The organism is Nostoc sp. XA010 (assembly GCF_020829625.1).
Lineage (GTDB): Bacteria > Cyanobacteriota > Cyanobacteriia > Cyanobacteriales > Nostocaceae > Nostoc.
Genome location: NZ_JAIVFX010000031.1, coordinates 1 through 17,039 on the forward strand (window position 1 = coordinate 1; position 17,039 = coordinate 17,039).

The 17,039-nt window shown below is 41.4% G+C and carries 15 protein-coding genes and 1 pseudogene; 10 read left to right on the forward strand and 6 right to left on the reverse strand.

Annotated elements, in window-relative coordinates; translation table 11 throughout:
* The 5 genes and pseudogenes from LC608_RS28520 to LC608_RS28540 form a co-directional block, all read right to left on the reverse strand.
* A pseudogene (locus LC608_RS28520) lies at positions 1-181 on the reverse strand (photosystem II q(b) protein); the annotation flags it as partial.
* Positions 182-485: 304 nt separating this feature from the next.
* On the reverse strand, positions 486-1,157 hold the full coding sequence (locus tag LC608_RS28525) for a hypothetical protein (RefSeq protein ID WP_229556849.1): 672 nt from the start codon (positions 1,155-1,157) through the stop codon (positions 486-488).
* 188 nt (positions 1,158-1,345) lie between these two features.
* Positions 1,346-2,023 (reverse strand): DUF2834 domain-containing protein, encoded by a 678-nt coding sequence (locus LC608_RS28530; RefSeq protein ID WP_229556791.1) that lies wholly within the window; start codon positions 2,021-2,023, stop codon positions 1,346-1,348.
* A 105-nt stretch (positions 2,024-2,128) separates the two neighbouring features.
* Positions 2,129-3,217, reverse strand: a complete 1,089-nt coding sequence (gene hrcA / locus LC608_RS28535; RefSeq protein WP_229556792.1) for a heat-inducible transcriptional repressor HrcA — start codon at positions 3,215-3,217, stop codon at positions 2,129-2,131.
* A 437-nt stretch (positions 3,218-3,654) separates the two neighbouring features.
* Positions 3,655-3,987: a rhodanese-like domain-containing protein gene (locus LC608_RS28540; RefSeq protein ID WP_229556793.1), complete on the reverse strand. Its 333-nt coding sequence runs from the start codon at positions 3,985-3,987 to the stop codon at positions 3,655-3,657.
* Positions 3,988-4,143: 156 nt separating this feature from the next.
* Here LC608_RS28540 and LC608_RS28545 point away from each other — a divergent pair, with 156 nt between their 5' ends.
* From LC608_RS28545 to cysE, 8 genes are all read left to right on the forward strand, one after another.
* The gene (locus LC608_RS28545; RefSeq protein ID WP_229556794.1) at positions 4,144-5,841 is read left to right on the forward strand and encodes a DUF3352 domain-containing protein; all 1,698 of its coding nucleotides are present in this window, start codon (positions 4,144-4,146) and stop codon (positions 5,839-5,841) included.
* A gap of 219 nt (positions 5,842-6,060) precedes the next feature.
* Positions 6,061-8,274: an Hsp70 family protein gene (locus LC608_RS28550; RefSeq protein WP_229556795.1), complete on the forward strand. Its 2,214-nt coding sequence runs from the start codon at positions 6,061-6,063 to the stop codon at positions 8,272-8,274.
* Positions 8,271-8,777, forward strand: coding sequence for a LysM peptidoglycan-binding domain-containing protein (locus LC608_RS28555; protein WP_229556796.1), 507 nt, complete (start codon positions 8,271-8,273; stop codon positions 8,775-8,777). Before LC608_RS28550 ends, LC608_RS28555 begins: the two co-directional genes overlap by 4 nt.
* The gene (locus tag LC608_RS28560; RefSeq protein WP_229556797.1) at positions 8,774-11,506 is read left to right on the forward strand and encodes a peptidase M, neutral zinc metallopeptidase site; all 2,733 of its coding nucleotides are present in this window, start codon (positions 8,774-8,776) and stop codon (positions 11,504-11,506) included. The genes LC608_RS28555 and LC608_RS28560 overlap by 4 nt, the downstream gene beginning before the upstream one ends.
* A 15-nt stretch (positions 11,507-11,521) precedes the next feature.
* Positions 11,522-12,136: a molecular chaperone DnaJ gene (locus LC608_RS28565; RefSeq protein ID WP_229556798.1), complete on the forward strand. Its 615-nt coding sequence runs from the start codon at positions 11,522-11,524 to the stop codon at positions 12,134-12,136.
* Complete coding sequence (locus LC608_RS28570) at positions 12,129-12,605, forward strand: nucleotide exchange factor GrpE (RefSeq protein WP_229556799.1); 477 nt, start codon at positions 12,129-12,131, stop codon at positions 12,603-12,605. The genes LC608_RS28565 and LC608_RS28570 overlap by 8 nt, the downstream gene beginning before the upstream one ends.
* A gap of 167 nt (positions 12,606-12,772) precedes the next feature.
* The gene (locus tag LC608_RS28575) at positions 12,773-13,264 is read left to right on the forward strand and encodes a hypothetical protein (protein WP_229556800.1); all 492 of its coding nucleotides are present in this window, start codon (positions 12,773-12,775) and stop codon (positions 13,262-13,264) included.
* A gap of 168 nt (positions 13,265-13,432) precedes the next feature.
* Positions 13,433-14,197, forward strand: a complete 765-nt coding sequence (gene cysE, locus LC608_RS28580; protein ID WP_229556801.1) for a serine O-acetyltransferase — start codon at positions 13,433-13,435, stop codon at positions 14,195-14,197.
* A 45-nt stretch (positions 14,198-14,242) separates the two neighbouring features.
* Here cysE and LC608_RS28585 read toward each other — a convergent pair whose 3' ends face one another.
* Positions 14,243-14,827 carry an Npun_F5749 family FMN-dependent PPOX-type flavoprotein gene (locus LC608_RS28585; protein ID WP_229556802.1) on the reverse strand — a complete coding sequence of 195 codons (585 nt, stop codon included), beginning with the start codon at positions 14,825-14,827 and terminating at the stop codon, positions 14,243-14,245.
* A 77-nt stretch (positions 14,828-14,904) separates the two neighbouring features.
* On the opposite strand from LC608_RS28585, the gene LC608_RS28590 reads away from it, so the two are divergent.
* Together LC608_RS28590 and LC608_RS28595 are read left to right on the forward strand one after the other, a co-directional pair.
* A complete protein-coding gene (locus LC608_RS28590) occupies positions 14,905-15,798 on the forward strand; it encodes an isopenicillin N synthase family oxygenase (RefSeq protein ID WP_229556803.1) in 894 nt (297 codons plus the stop codon).
* 18 nt (positions 15,799-15,816) lie between these two features.
* Entirely contained in the window at positions 15,817-16,968 is a 1,152-nt protein-coding gene (locus tag LC608_RS28595) for an FAD-binding oxidoreductase (protein ID WP_229556804.1), read from the forward strand.
* Positions 16,969-17,039 lie beyond the last annotated feature (71 nt).

Below are 17,039 nucleotides of genomic sequence, written 5' to 3' on the forward strand. Positions count from 1 at the left end.
CGATGTCTACTGGAGGTGCAGCGATGAAGGCGATTACGAAGCAAGCGGTAGCGGCTAGCAGGGTGGGGATCATTACTACGCCGAACCAACCGATATAAATACGGTTGTTGGTGCTGGTGATCCACTCGCAAAACCGATCCCATACGTTGGCGCTTTCGCGACGTTGTAAGGTTGTCGTCATTGTTTTATAAATGCGATTATTTGTGAATGAATTAGGTAGCTTTAACTACCTGTTATACATCTTAAAGAATTTATTGCGTTTTGTAAAGTACTTTGAGAAAGAATTTTCTCTTGGGATTTACGCACCCAAAGTGGAAAATCCTCACCTCACTGAAAAAAGGGAGGTTTTACATAATCAACAGTAGCGATGAGAGCGATATCTACGACGGGCTACCCTACGCAGTTTTCTCATCTAAGTGCGTTGCCCCCAAAATTCTCATACTTCCTCTTGGCATTGAACTTCGGTGATAAATAGAAGAAATCTATTACCGATTAGGTATCAACGATTCTTGACGAATAGTTGATGGTAGGGATGGGCGCAAGCAAAGATAAACAAGTGGGCCCAGTAGTGGGACAAAGGCTAGTATCCAAAACACCTGGGGATTATTCCAGTGGCGACGAGCGATATCATCGCCAAGGATTGTGGGGAATAAAAGACAGAAAAGGCAAAATGCCAAGCTCATGCCATTAATAAAGCGATCACCTTGGAACTGCTGCACAAAATCTCCCCAGTTACCTAAGACAAAGGCATAGGCGAGTAAGCCAACAGTGCTTAAACTCAAAACAATCCCAAAAAAACGAGAATCTAGCAGCTCTAAAAAAGCATCCTTTTGCCCAGAAAATTCTTGATTTGGTTCACGCAAAGCCAAATATGGTAACAGACCAAGCACTCCTGATGCTACTGATGCCAAGGCAAAAGGCCAAAAAGGAATCCGTTGCATTCTGGCATCAATGAACAACAAACCACTGTAAATTAGTAGCCAGATGCCCACTAAAGAAAACAAGGAAAGGATAATTGGATTTATCGTAAACCACTGAAGGGTAAATATATTTTTCAACAGGGTTAGGGTTTCTTGTAAATGCAGGGGCGGTGCTAACAGTAAAATATAAGCGATAAATCCAACCCATAGTAACCACAATGCAACTTTTCTATTCATCATCTGGTGTGCATTTAACATAATTACTAATTTATAATTCGGATTTTTTGCCTCTAAATCCCCCTTTTTGTAGAACGCTGCCCTGAGCTTGCTTAAAAATAGTAGTAAATCTATACGTGATTTTTGTTTCAGTTGAGGATTTAGACCCCAACTGAAACTGTCTTTGAAATTACGAATTAAAAATTGCTTTAATTTGCAGCTGGCTGCTGACTTGGTATTGCTTCTACACCCACTTCTGGTAGAGGTGGACGCACACACAAATAAATCAATGGCCCGAATAGAGGTATCAACGCTATTAACCAGAACATCTGTGGATTTTTCCAACCACGACGCGCCATATCATCCCTTAGCAAAGCTGGAAATAATAGGCAAAGTAGACAGAAGTCTAAACTCATGACATTGATGAAGCGGTTAGTTTGCCACTGTTGCACAAAATTACCCCAATCTCCTCCTGTTAAACCGTATGTAACTAGAAGAACCGTGGCTACCGTCAAGATAACCCCAGTCACACGAGAATCTAGCAGCTTGAGCAAGGCATTCTTTTTACCAACAAACTTATGATTTGGTTCTCTTAGGGCTAAATAGGGTAATAAAGCAAATGCCCCGACTCCAAAAGAGGCAGTAGCAAATAGCCAAGCAGGTATTTTTTGTCCTCTACCATCAATAAATACTACTGCACTGTAGATGAGAGGCCAGATGCCCATGAGGTTGAATAGTGCTACAACTAATGGGTTAACGCCTTGCCACTGGCCAGTAGAAAGATTTTTAATTAACTCGAATGTACCAGGTTGCTCAGGAGGAGCGAGGAAAAAAGCATAGGTAGTGAATCCCAGCCACAGCAAGCCAAAGGCAATTTTTCTAACCATGAAAGAGTTAAAAGGTATTAATTATTGATTTTGCCACTATAAATTCGGCTGATCTACCTGCTATGGTATTGTTCTTTTGTCTAAACCCGTAGCAGGTTGTCTCTATTAGGGATTGAAATAACTGAAAGCTTCTGAGAGGTAATCAGCAGCAGATGCTACTACTGCGATCGCACTTTCATAATCTAGACGCGTTGGCCCCAAAACTCCTACACTTCCTACTGGTATTGAACCTCGGCGATAGGTGGAAGAAATCAAGGTGCAGGTGCGTATCGGTTCTAAAAGATTTTCTGCGCCAATACGAACCGTTACTTTTGACTTACCCATATCCTCAAGCTCTGGTTCCTCAAATATTAATCGCCATAGTTGGTCTTGTTCTTCTTCCAGCAGGTGGATAATTGTTTGTACCTGCTGTAACTGGGAAAATTCTGGCTGACGCAAAACTTCTGACACACCCCGAACCATAATTTGGGTTGCAGTCGGTGCATGAGTGCGACGAGTCAATTCGGCAACTGAATGTTTCAAAAATTCCCCGTAGCGTTGGAATTCCTGATCTAGTTCGCTCCAGTTGAGGTTGGCTAATTCCAACAAGCTTCGCCCCCGCAGGTGGGTATTCAAAAAGTTAGAAACAATTTGTAACTCGCGATCAATTACCTCTGAATCCCGTTGTGTTTCCTCTGGTATTGGGGACAAATCCATCAACTTGGAATGTGTCTCATAACTATCGGTAACTACAATTAACATGATCCGCCCCGCTTCAACTTGCACTAATTGCAGATGTCGCAATAGTGCTGTGGTAGTTTGCGGCATAGTAATCAAGCTAATGCAACCACTCAAGGTTGCTAAAATTTGTGCGGCTCCTTGCAGTAGGGTTTCTAAACTCCAATCTTCCCACTGGAGGCGCTTTTGCAATGCCACCTCTACTTCTCGTCCTAAAGTTTCAGAAGGTGTAATTAGCTGGTCAACATAAATGCGATAGCCTGAATCTGAAGGCACTCGTCCAGCAGAGGCGTGTGGTTGGTAGAGTAATCCCGACTTTTCTAAAACGCCCATCACATTGCGAATTGTGGCTGAACTTACACCCAGGTCGTACTCCTCGACCAAAGCTTTTGAACCAACAGGCTCTGCCGTAGCAATGTAGTGACGTACCGTTGCCCAAAGTATATGCTGTTGTCGATTTGTTAAGTGGACTTCCATAGGGTGTGTAATGCTTGGCGGCAAATTTTAATCAAAGTCTGGAAAAATTTCTGGATTTGATTGAAAACTAAGAATATTAATAATTTATTAAGATAACAAATTATACAATTATATTTTGATCATTAATCTTAAGGTTTACGTACAACATTCTCTGAACGGATCTTTGCAGTAATAGTTGAGAGTTTCAATTTACAACATCCTTTTCTGGTCTATTTTTGCATAATTCTACACTTATAAAAGTATTATTGTATACGTATTTTTGCGGCGATCGCAGCTAAGATTGGGGTCGAAAAGTTTCGTAAATTAAATATTTAGCCACTGGAAAAAGTTGCCAGCTTTCCTGGCTAGCCCCTAAGTTTTTATGTACTGCTATTTTTAGCATAGCAAAAGCCAGATGGAAGAATAACTTCCATCTGAGTAATGCATCTAAACACAAGCTAATACTGGGGAATTGAATGGTCTACTAAGACGGAATAAGCATCAATACCACCGGAAATATTTTGCACATTTGTAAAACCTTGAGCAATTAACCACTGGCACATCTGGGCAGAACGGATGCCGTGGTGGCATAGTACAAGGGTTTCAGCTTGGGGATTGAAGAGGGTAGGGACTTGATCTCCCCATTCGGGAAATTGACTCAAGGGTAGGTTGATAAAGCCTTCAATGCTAGCAATTTCTAATTCTTGTGGTTCGCGTACATCTACTAGCTGAATACTTGCATCACCAGAAGAAAGACGTTGTGCCAGTTCTTGTACACTAATCTGGTTCATGGGTTAACTAAAAGAATTCCCTATAAACAGCCGTAATCCTATTTATGGTGACAGAAAATCTCTGTCTTTGCATGAGTATCCATTCTCAAGAAGGCTGATAGATTCTGGTAGGCTTTCTGCTTAAATGGCTGTAAACCGTCTTTTTAAAGGTTAAATGTGAATAGGCAACGCTCATTTATTGGTTTTATCGTAGCTGGTGCGATCGCACTGCTAGTAATTGCGATCGCTAGTTTTTACTGGTTTTTCGCCAAAAATCCGGCTAACGTCACTGCTTCTACCGGACAGCCTAATGCAGCCATATTCGTGTCGAAACTGTCCCCTGTAATGCTTTCATTGCTGACGAATCCTGATCGGTTGCAGGCGTTGGAGCGTGAAGGAGAACTATCTAAACTCAAAACGAGTTTATTCGCCAAAAGTGGCATAGATTACAAAGAAGACGTTCAACCCTGGTTAGGGGACGAAATTACCTTAGCTATCACCACCTTAGATATTGATCGCGATCGAGAAAACGGACAGCAGCCAGGGTATTTGTTGGCACTAGCAACCAAGCAACCGGAAAAAAGCCGCGAGTTTGTCGAGTTTTTGTTTTCCAAACGGGCGTTAGGTGGAGCAAACTTAGCTGTTGAACAATACAAAGGCGTGAAGCTGATTTATGACAATCAAGAAGTAAGTACAGAAAATAAAATCCAAAATCCAAAATCCAAAATCCAAAATTCTCTAGCTGGTGCTGTTGTTGGTGAAGGCTTTGTGTTGTTTGCCAACGATCCGAAGGTGTTGCGAGACGCCATCAATAATGTCCAAGCGCCCGATCTGAATTTGACTAGCTCCCCTGAATACCAAAAAGCGACAAAACAACTACCCAAAGGGGGTTTAGCTGTAGCTTTCTTAAATCTTCCAATCGTAGCAAAATGGCAAGGTTTAGAATTGGCAGAACAAACATATAACAGCGAAATTATTTCCCTGGTGTTGAACCCTAAAGGTTTGCTAGCAGAAACCAGTTTTTTAACTTCATCGGAAATTGTTTCCCCATCTTCACCACTATCTAAACCTGTAGGAGCATTGCAATATGTTCCAGCGTCGGCAGGTTTGGCAATTTCTGGCTCAAATTTAAGTAATTTGGGTAACAGTGATTTAGCCAAACTCTGGAGACAAGCCACAGCTACTATATATGGTTCTGAGGAAGATGTAGTTTCTCGGTTAGCAAAACCTTTGGCGGATGTTCAAAAACGCTGGGGTATAAACTTTCCAGAGGATATTTTTAGCTGGGTACAAGGAGAATATGCCATAGCATTGTTACCTGGGAAAGAGCAAACAACCCCTCATTGGATTTTTGCGGTGGAAAAATCCGAGAGTGTGGAAAAAGGTATTGCTCGATTAGATGCGATCGCTTCATCCAATGGACTCAGTATTAATCCCCTAACTCTGTCCAAGCAAAAAATCTCTGCTTGGACAGAGTTAACTACGGCTACAAAAAAAAGCGATGTTAAAGAGGGAACATCCTTCAGTATTGAAACAAAAGTACGAGGATTGCATACAACTTTAGGAAATTACGAAATTTTCACCTCTGACTTAGAAACGATGGATGAAATCCTCACAGCCAAGGATAATTCGTTAATTGACAATCCCAATTTCAAAGATAGTATTGCTGCAATTCCCTTACCAAATCAAGGCTATATATATCTTGACTGGACAAAAAGCCAGAATTTGTTAGAGGGTCAAGTACCGATTCTCAAACTAGTGGAAGTTTTAGGGAAACCGTTTTTTAATAGTCTGCGATCGCTTACAGTCAGTAGTTATGGAACTGACACAGGAGCGCTCAAAGGTGGCGTTTTCTTCCAACTCAATAACTCGTGAGATTTTCAGAAAAGCTCAAGTGCAGAAGGTTAAACATTCTTTGACCTTCTGCATTTTCTTGTCCCATGATATTTACGTAGATTTTCTGTAGCATTTGCTATTTGTATTTGTAATCTTTGGATAGGTACTGGCTGCTGGCTTAGAAATTTAGATTCGATGGAGCAGTGAGTATCAAATACATCACAAATAATTTACACAATACTCAGGTAGCGATCGGTAATGGGCAAGGCAATTGGCATTGATTTAGGGACGACTAATTCTGTCGCCGCTTTTAAGTTAGCAGAAGTGGAAGTGGTGACAGCTAACGATAATACGCCTCCAGACAGGAAACTGACGCGATCGCTCGTTGCTTGTGAGCAAAATAAATTTTTGGTAGGAGATCAAGCTTACAACCAACTCAGGGCTAATCCTGAAAATGTGGTTGTTTCCATCAAGCGCCTAATAGGGAGAGGTTTTGGCGATCCAGCCGTACAAAAACAAATGTCGGAATTTGGTTACAAAATTGCTGAACCGAGTCAGGGAACAGACAACGGTATTGCAGTTTGGCTAGGAGGTAAAGAATATCAGCCAGAGGATATTTCTGCTGAAATTCTCAAAAAAGTTGTGCAAAATGCCCAAACTTATCGCCAAGGAATTGGTAAAACAGGCGAAGTTATAGATCAAGCAGTTATTACCGTCCCCGCTTACTTCAACGATAAACAACGCCATGCTACCCGCACAGCTGCACTTAAAGCTGGAATTACTCCTTTAGAATTACTACCGGAACCCACAGCCGCGGCCATATCTTACGGTTTTTCTCCAACTGAGGAAGATTTTAAAACGATTTTAGTCTTTGATTTTGGTGGTGGTACTTTTGATGCTTCGGTGATTCAAGCAGCAGGAACTTCATTTATTGAACTGGGAAAAGCTGGAGATTTATGGTTGGGAGGAGATGACATTGACTCTCGGATCATCAAGTTTGTTAAACAACAATTTGCCCAGCAAGAAAGAATTGCTGATATTGATGGCTTGATTGCCAAAATGCCCCATTATCAACGGGTACGATTTAATGCCGATTTGAAGTTAGCAGTAGAACGCGCCAAAGTTGAACTAAGCACTGCTACAGTATCTTGCATTGCTCCTGCGACTCAATTATTAGATGAATTGGGTATTGCTATTCCCATTGAAGTAGAAATCAACCGCGAGCAATTTGAGGAAATAATTTTTGATTTGGTAGAGCGATCGATTCAAATTTGCCGCCAAGCACTACAAGATGCTGAATATCACTTAGAGATGGTAGATGTAGTGTTATTGGTTGGCGGTTCTTGCCAAATTCCTGTAGTCCAACGCAAAGTTAAAGAAGCTTTTGGAACTGATAAAGTAGTGGTGCATCCCCGTCCGATGTATGCGGTGGCTGAGGGTGCAGCAATTGTCGCAGCTGGACTAACAGAGAAAGTAACAACAGTTTCTCGTGATTATTTTATCAAGCTGGTGGATGGCAACTATCAAGTAATTCAGAGGGGTGATATCTTACCAGTGACTAAATCCCACACTTTTAAAATTGCTGCTGATGGACAACGGTTGATTCACTTTCAATTTTTCAGCCCTGATCAAGTAAGGCAAGATTTGGATGGGATATATGAAGATGACAGTATTGGAGACATTTGGTTGGGTTTAAACCAATCCTATCCATGCGGGACGGAAGTTTTAGTCAACTTGGAGTTAGATGAAAAAAATAATGGTCTAGGGATGACTGCCACATTAAAAAATGACCCTTCCGACAGGGTAAGTTGCACCTTTTCGCGGGGACGCTCAGACGAGAAAATATATAAGGAATTAGAGGAAACGATCGCAGAACTCAATGACCAAAACCTAACTCCTCTCGGTGTGGAAGAAGCGCTGAAGTTAGCGTTACCAGTAGTGCAATTAAGTAACGAAATTATTGATCCAAAGACCGGAGAGGAACGCAGCGATTTACGCGATCGCGCTAGTGCAAACTTGAAAAAATTCCAAGTATCCATGTCTAAGGAACGCCTAGAAGCTGAGTACCTAATCGATAAATGCGATCGCATAGTTAAACTTTGCGGCTCCATAATTCCCCAACCACAGCAGGAACGATTGCAAAAGCTCAGTCAAGAATTGGAAGATGCCATTAACACCAATAACTTCTCCAAGATGGAGTCTAAGAGTGAAGATGCAAGACGAGAACTTGACAATCTACCTGATGAAGTCCATGTTATTCAAGCTTGTTTTTTAGCAATCCGTCAAGCCCACGCGGTTGCACCGACTCAAGCAAATGCCATGTCTGACAAACTTTCTCGGATGCTTGCCGCTATGAAAAGTGATGATGGACAGGAAGCCAATCGCTTGTGGAGTGAATTGCAACCAGATATCCAGCGTTGGCTAAATCAGGAGTTACCCAAGAACAGCATTGTCACAGGACTAACGCGATGAAGATTAAGCTGAACTGTCCTGTGTGTGATTACCAAGAAATTGAAGGTGACACTTGTCCTAACTGTGATACCGACCTTTCTGTAATTCGGATGCTCAAAGAATTACCGCAGGTGGAAAACCCTCTGCGACAATTAAAAATTACCAAATGGCAACTAGGAGTTGCTTTACTCCTGCTCGTTATCGGGATTGGGTTGGGTGTAATAGGTAGTTTTATCTTCCTGCAACCACAGTTACACACATTAACTGTTTCTTCCTCCAATCCAGTTAGTAGCGATCGCCTAAAACTACCAGTTCATGCCCCTGTGACAGCTAAGGAACCGCCAAAACCAATTACCTATACTGTCAAATCGGGAGATCGCCTCAGCGCGATCGCCCAAAAATTTTGTGGTGAGGGAACCTCTTGGCAAGTAATGGTTAAAGCCAATCCCAAACTCAAAGGACGGAAAGACTATATAGATGTAGGGGAAGTGTTAAAAATCCCCAACTGCAAGGAGGGCACTTGACGAGCATCTTTGATAGCTTGAACACCTTAAGTAAAACTTTGCTGGGAGTGGGTATTGTTGATGCTTGGAAGCAAGCACCACAGACTAAAAAAGCCAGCGAAAAAGCAGCACAATTAGCCCAAAACAAACAGCTGCGAGAAGCAGTAATTATTGCAGAAAAAGCTCTCGCTGTCTGGTCTAAAAAACCGGGTTCTTGGGAGCGTTTGATTTGTCAATTGCTGCTGGGTAAGCTGTTAGACAATCTTACTCAGCAACTAAAGCAGTGGCGCTATCAAGTGGCGGAAGTGGATAAACTAGCTGCTAATGCCAAAACCTTTCTCAAGCAAGATAGGGGCGATCCTTTAGAAACGCAAGCACTTGCAAGTGCGATCACCATTTATCAGCGCTGTACCAAAATTATTCACGATGATCGCATATCGCGGGTAATCAAACAGTGCCAAAAAGAATTGCAACGGCGACAGCAGTTTTTGAATTTAGTGACAAAGGCACAGTCTCAGGCAGAAAATCGGTTTTATAAAAATGCGATCGCAGTTTACCGAGAGGCTGAAAAGCTTTATTCTACGGAGTCTCTACGACAGGCGATCGCAGCAAGTGTTGTTCAAGTCCAACAAGAAGAAATTTATGAAGCTGCTTTTGAAAAGGTGCAACAAGCTGAAAGTGAAGGAAGATTACAGGGAGCGATCGCACTTTTAAAAAATGCCCTGGCTAAATTTTCTCGCTCTGACGGACTTGATTTACTCCAAAAGCTACAAAAAACATTTAAAGGAAGAGAACAGTTTCGCCAAGGACTAGCAGCAGAAAAAGCGGGTGATTTTAAAGCGGCTGCATCTCTTTATAAAAATGCTAAATTGCTCTTGCCTAACTCTACAGACTCCCAAATTCGGTTAGCACTTGTGGCAATTAAAACTCAAGAATGGGCAACTGCACTAACTCACCTAGAAGCTATACCTGGAGAACAAGCTGCTTACTTGCGGGGATTTACCTACGCCCAACAAGAAGATTTACAAGTAGCTTATAAAGAATGGCTTGGGTTATCTACTCCTAATATTGCCAAGCAAAGAGAGATTCTCAAAAATCTTTCCCAACGTCAACGCTTGCTAAGGCTACAGAATATTGAGCATTTGGTAGCGGCTGAAAATTGGGAGAAGGCTAAAACAGAAAGTACACAATTTCTCCAAAAATTTGGTTCCGATCCGTTAGTCGAACAAAATCTCAACGAACATATCCAGCCACGTTTAGAAGCAGAACTATGGAAAGGTAAAGACTGGAGAATTATTGCCGATAAAGTTGAAGAAGCTTGGATTTCACAGCCTAATATTACTACATTACATAATTTGGCAGTAGCAAATTATTATCTTGCTCAAATTTACCCGATAAAGCTGGCGAATTTGATATTTTCATTATCAACAGCTTTGGCAAATTTAACTGAAGATCCTAGCCTTCAAGATGTGCCTTGGCTAGAAAATAAACCTGTAGAATTTGCCTCAGTATCTTTAGAATTAAAACGTCGAATAGCAACAGCAATAGATGCTCTAAAAGATACAAATATTCTTGAGTATTTGAATTTGCGCGATCGCTATCGATTAGAAGTAGTATGTCTAAACCTCATGGGTGAGCCGTCAAAGTCGGGAATGAAAATAAAAGATGTATTTATTACACCTGGTTATTATCAGCATTACCTTCCTCAATGGCAAAGGATTTTCGACAATAGGATAGATGCTAACCAAAAAATCTTAAATTCCCTTTATACAAATTGGGGATTGGCTATGGCTGCTTGTTTAGAAGGAGATTATCAAAGAGCAATTCAACTTAAACCTTCAACCACAGATAAGTCTGATATCGCAGCATTTGCTCAGAAATTTGTCGCTTATCATGAAGGTTACTATCAGCTACAGCAACAAAAATGGCGAGAGGCAATTATTCCTCTAAAGCAAGCAAAGCCAGAAATTCAAGCTAGTCAGGATTGGCAACAAGAAATAGACAGACTTTGTGGATTGCAACGTCAAGCAATATCAGAATTTCAAGAGCATTTACAGTTTGCCCAGTTTTGGTATGACCTTTTAAAAAGCCGAGATGCTAGAAGTTATCTAGCTGAGTATAAGGCAGAACAAATACGCGAACAAATTGCTAATGAACAAATTTCATTAGCAATAGCGTTGAGAGAACTACAAAAAATTAAACAAATTGATAATCAAAATCCTATTGTAATCGACTTAATTCAAAGAATTGAATTTAACCAAGAAGTAGAATTAATTGATAATTTATTAAAAAATAGTAAATTTCAAGAAGCTGTCCAATGTGCTAAAGAATCTCAGCATCAACGTATACGTAATATTGTGTCAGACATTTGCATAAAAATATTAGTCAAGGGTTTCCAAAATCGGGATTTAGGATTTGAAGATATTTATCAATTAGGCTATTGGGCTTATGAACTCTGTCCAGATGATCCAAATGTCCAAGAAGTTTACGAATTTAGTCAAGAACTAAAGGATATTAAAAATCTGATGAAGTGCGATAGCTTTGATGAAGCCGTTCATCGTGCCAAATACTCACAACATGACTCTATTCGTTACTATGTCGCTGACTTTTTTATTAAAACCTTGCTTAAAGGTATCCAAAACCGCGATTTATCTTTTGATTTAATTCAGCAATTAGGTCGTTGGGCTTATCAACTTTGTCCAGACGAACCTGCTTTTCAAGAAATTTACCACAGCCTGAAAATTCGTTAATTAAAAAAGTATCTAATGGAATATAATCCTTATAACATTCTGGGTATATCCCCATCAGCATCCAAAGCTGAAATTGCAAAATCTGTAGCAGTGGCAATGAAGCACAAAAAACATCCTGTGGACATCATTGCTAAAGCTCAAAAAAGTTTACTAAAACCAGAAGAACGCATCATAGCCGATTATTTGCGTCCGATACTGCCTACGATTAAGGGCTTCAAATATAGTGATTTATCGCCTTTGCTTCAACAAACACCTAAACTGATATTATTACCAGAATTTGATGGATTAGAGCAAGCGATCGCTAAATCTACTCAAGAAGAACGCCTAGAGCGATCGCCTTTACGTATAACCCTATCAGAGTTATTCACTGAGGGCATTATAGCTTGTAAAGAGGAACGTTACCCCAAAGCGGTAAAATACCTCGAAGGCTACTGCCAAGGCTGTAAAGACCGGAATAGTAAAGATTACATTCAAGCCCAAATGTGCCTGATTAAAGTCTATAAAATAGTTGGACAGTTAGAAAGAGCGATCGCGCTTTGTCAGCTTTTGAGTAACCATACCCACCCGCAAGTACAAACTTGGGCAAATAAAACTTTACCAATGTTATCAAAAGAGGTTTCTCATGTTTAATTTTATTCTCAGTAAAGAGAAGCGCGACTTAACCATACAAAAATTTGGCAACCTCCAAAAGGAAAATGTTTTACTACAACAGTCTTTGCGAGAACAGCAAAGCCAAGCCGCAGCAGATACAGAAGATTTATTCTTAGAAGTGCTAGAAATTGGTGATGCACTAGAAGCCTTGCTAGATTATCTAGAACAGAATCCCGACCCCAGCCCAGAATTTATCCAGCGTTTACCCCAATCTGTAGGAGCGGTTAATCGTAAGTTTCTGAGTGTACTAAAAAAGCGCCAAATTTTACCTATAGAGCTGCAAAGTACACAGCCAGATTTTAATTTATGCCGTGTTGTTGATCGTGAAGTCAGAAATGATATGCCAGACCAAACAATTACTAAAATCGTCCGTCGAGGGTTTTCTTTAGGAGAAAAGACCCTGCGTCCAACAGAAGTAATTACCTCTAAAACATCAGTCGGGGAATAGTAGCTGCTGTTTATATCATGAGATAGCCTAGCAATTATCTGCTTGCTTGAAAAACATTCGATTGTGGCACATTTTAATGTGGCACAACCAACTGAAATTTTACTGGAATTTTTTCAGTAGAATATGTATATATCATTACTAATCTAACAGCCTGTTGGAGGGCTACTATGAAATACTGTCGCCCCCGACTTAACTTTAGCGGCGGTTGGTTGTTGGCTATACTTGCCGCCATCACATCTACCCCTGTAATAGCAGAGACAGCAAATTTTGGTACTTTCACCTTGTCAACAAACTCTAATCCAGCACCAGGAACAGTGCAGGGGTTTACAGGTGGTTCTTACTCATTGTCTGCTATAAGTAACCGCGATCGCGATCAAAAAGCCTGTATCGGTTTTGCCGATCCCAATCCAGATCATATTATGGTTTTGGAAAAGGACTTTCCCCAGATGACAATACAAGTTGATAGCAAAGGCAATGACACCACTTTGCTGATCCAAGGGCCAGACCAAACTACGATTCGTTGCGGCGATGACACTGGTAAAAGTAAAGATGCTAGCGTTAGCGATCGCAATTGGAAAAGTGGCACGTATCGGATTTGGGTGGGTACATTTAATCCTGAGGCCAAGCGCGATTACACTCTAAAAGTGGAACAGGAGTGAAGTGGGGAGTGGGGGATGAAGGGGATGAGGGGGATGAGGGAGCAGGGGAGGCAGGGGGAGAAATAAGCAATGCCCAATTCCCAAGTCCCCATTCCCAATTTTGAGGTATAACGTCTGAGAGGATAATATGGGAGAGTAGCTTGTTGTGCTTTCCGAGGGTGCTATCTCGTGCTATCTATACTGCGTGCTGACTTTCGTATCATATTTGAACGTGACCCAGCTGCTCGTAACTGGTTGGAAGTTTTGTTTTGTTACCCTGGTTTGCAAGCCCTGCTATTCCATAGGCTGGCTCACTGGTTGTACACTGTTGGTCTTCCCTTTTTTCCCCGCCTGATTTCTCACTTGGCTCGGTTTTTGACTGGAATTGAAATCCACCCTGGTGCAGCAATTGGAAAAAGTGTGTTTATTGACCACGGGATGGGTGTAGTAATTGGTGAAACTGCGATCGTGGGAGACTATGCTCTAATTTATCAAGGTGTCACCCTTGGAGGTACTGGTAAAGAATGTGGTAAGCGCCATCCAACTGTGGGTGAAAATGTCGTAGTTGGGGCTGGAGCTAAGGTACTGGGCAATATCCAAATTGGTAATAATGTCCGTATTGGCGCTGGGTCTGTTGTTCTAAGGGATGTCCCTTCAGACTGTACTGTGGTAGGCGTGCCTGGGCGCATTATGTATCGTTCTGGAGTTCGGGTTGCACCTCTTGAACACAATAACTTACCAGATTCAGAAGCCCAAGCAATTCGTGCTTTAGTTGACAGGATTGAGGCGTTGGAAGAACAAATACAAACTCTTCAGCGCAGCAATTCTTCAGAAAAAACTCCTGTTTTAGTGGGTTGTTTAGCCACCAAAGAGGATGAGCTAACCCACGATACTCGCTGGTGCAATCTCAAAGATAAGACTATCCACCAATTTCTAGATGGTGCTGGCATTTAGTTAAACGTCAAGGGTTAAGGGTCAATCTTTTGACTCTTGACCAAATCACGGATTAATCGCTTCGTTAGACCACTCTTGGTGGTCATTACGGCAATAAAGCCATCGATTTTGTGGTTCGCCGCGTAATTCTAAATGGTCTAATTGCATCGGATCGAGTAGCAGTAGACAAAAATTAGGTACTGGCTCAATAGGATCGGGTGCTGGTGGCTCAAAAGCTCCTAATTCTTGGATTCTGGGTTTACCAGGATGGGGCCAAGCAAACTGTAAACGCGCCGCATGACTTAATTCTTGCCACATTGCTATCCGCGCTAGCTGTAAATTCTGGTCAGAATCATCACCGCTTACCAGGGTCAAACAGCCAGTGATTCGGAATTGTTCGCGTGTATTGGGGAAGTACCAGCAAACTTCTGCCCAAGGTTGTTGCTGTATTTGGTCGGCTTTAGCGCTACGAGTATCAGTAATAAATTTTAGCTGGTTTGTATCTTCTAGAAAGCCACGAAAGACTAGGGTACGATTAGCGGGGCGACCGTTCGGCTGCACGGTTGCTAGTTGGAGGTAACGGGCATAAACAAGGCTGCGGTTGCGCTGGAGTGCATGAGCGATCGCGCTTCGCCAAGGAGCAAGAGTCATTATAAAGTTTCGTACCTTAAGTATTAAGTATACTACTGTTAACTAAACAAAAACACAAACTTTCTAATTATATATAAATGGTTACAATTCCAATAATAGATTTAACTGCCTTTAGCAATGGCGACACAATAACTCGACAAAATATTATCAAACAAATCTATCAAGCTTGCCATGAAATTGGCTTCATGTACTTGCAGAATTCAGGAATATCAAAAGACTTAATAAAGCAAGTATTCAGTTACAGTAAATCTTTCTTTAATTTACCCTTAGAAGTTAAGCAAAGGCAAGCTTGGAGCGATGAGTTTAATAATACAGGATACGTCGGTCTTGAGAGAGAACGTCTTGACCCCAACAAACCAGGCGACTTGAAAGAGGCGTTGAATTTAGGCAAGCAAGAGGCTGTCAACATAGATGCTTCTATTTTCGCCTTTTATGATAGTTGCACAAAACTTGCTAACACAGTTTTACAAGCTTATGCTTTGGCGTTGGAATTGCCTGAAGATTTTTTTATCACAAGACACAATCAACAAAATCATACCTTACGATCGCTCCACTATCCCCCATTGCAGACATCACCAAAACCTGGACAGGTGCGTGCTGGTGAGCATTCCGATTATGGCAGTATTACCTTACTTTTCCAAGATGAGGTTGGCGGATTGGAAGTACAGACAGCTTCTGGAAATTGGATTGCTGCACCTGCGATTCCTGATACTGTGGTAGTTAATACTGGCGATTTAATGCAACGGTGGACAAATGATATGTTTTGCTCAACCAAGCATCGAGTAATGATTCCCAGTAATAACAAGGTGAACCAGTCGCGTTATTCTATGGCTTTTTTCTGTCATCCTAATGATGATACAGAAATAGCTTGTCTGGAAAGTTGCCAGAAAGAACAATCGCCTATCTATCCGCCTATGCTGGCGGGAGAATATCTTTTAAGTCGTTTACAAGCAACTTATGGTAATTCGTAATTAAGAAAGACATTTAATATGAAAACCTACGGCTGGATTGTGCTTGGTGGTGGAATTGCGGGTGCTGCACTGGCATACGAATTAGTAAAAACAGGTTTTGCTGTTCTTTTGTTGGAGCAATATGAAACACTACAGAATGCAACTCGTTATAGTTATGGTGGACTTGCTTATTGGTCAGGTAATACACCACTAACTCGTCTATTGTGCGAAGAAGCGATAGCGCGTTACCATATCCTATCTCAAGAGTTGGACGCTGATATCCAATTTCGAGAATTAGATTTATTACTTACTATTTCAGCCGCTACTGAGCCAGAAGCAACGGCTGCATCATATAATCATTTTGCCATCCCACCTCGTTTGCTGAGTGTACAAGAAGCTTGTGAGTTGGAACCGCAGCTAAATCGAGAGGCCATATCTGGTGCTTTAACTGTTAAACACGGTCATATTCACCCAGAAAAAACAGCACAAGCATACATCCAAGCCTTTTTGCGGGCTGGGGGGGAAATGCAGATTACCCAAGTAGTGCAAGTATTGCAAGATGGTGTAAAAACAACTACTGGAACTTTCCACAGTGCGAACGTTGCTATTTGTGCGGGTGGACTCAGCCGCCAGTTACTAAAATCTGCTGGTATTCCCGTCAAACTGTATTTTACCCACGCAGAAATCATTAAAACCCCACCTGTGGATATGCAGTTACGCACCTTAGTTATGCCAGCTAATCTGCAACGATTTCAACTAGAAGCTGAATCTACTCGAGTTGATGAATTGTGGAATCAACCAGGTAATGAGCCAGTACCGCCAATTTTAGATGCGGGTGCGATTCAGTTTCAAGATGGTAGCCTTCGCATCGGTCAAATTAGCCGTGTTCTCACAGATCCTTATGCCAAGGTAAACTCAGAGGCGAGTGAAAAATGGTTGCGAAAAAGTGTCGGTGAGCTTTTACCAGCTTTGGAGAATTTACCAGGAACTTGGCATGATTGCTTAGTGGGATTTACTAGCGATCGCCTATCCTTGATTGGTACTATCCCAAGATTTGATAGCGTTCATCTATTCTCTGGTTTTAGCAATCCTTTGGTGATTATACCACCTTTGGCAAAGCGCTTTGCTAATTTTGCATCTGGCAAGAAAGATGAGATTATTATCCAGCTATCTCTTCATCGCTTACAATAATTTCACAATACTAGCCTTAACAAAGATTAATATTATAAAGTTATTTTTTTATTACAAAAATCATACATTTT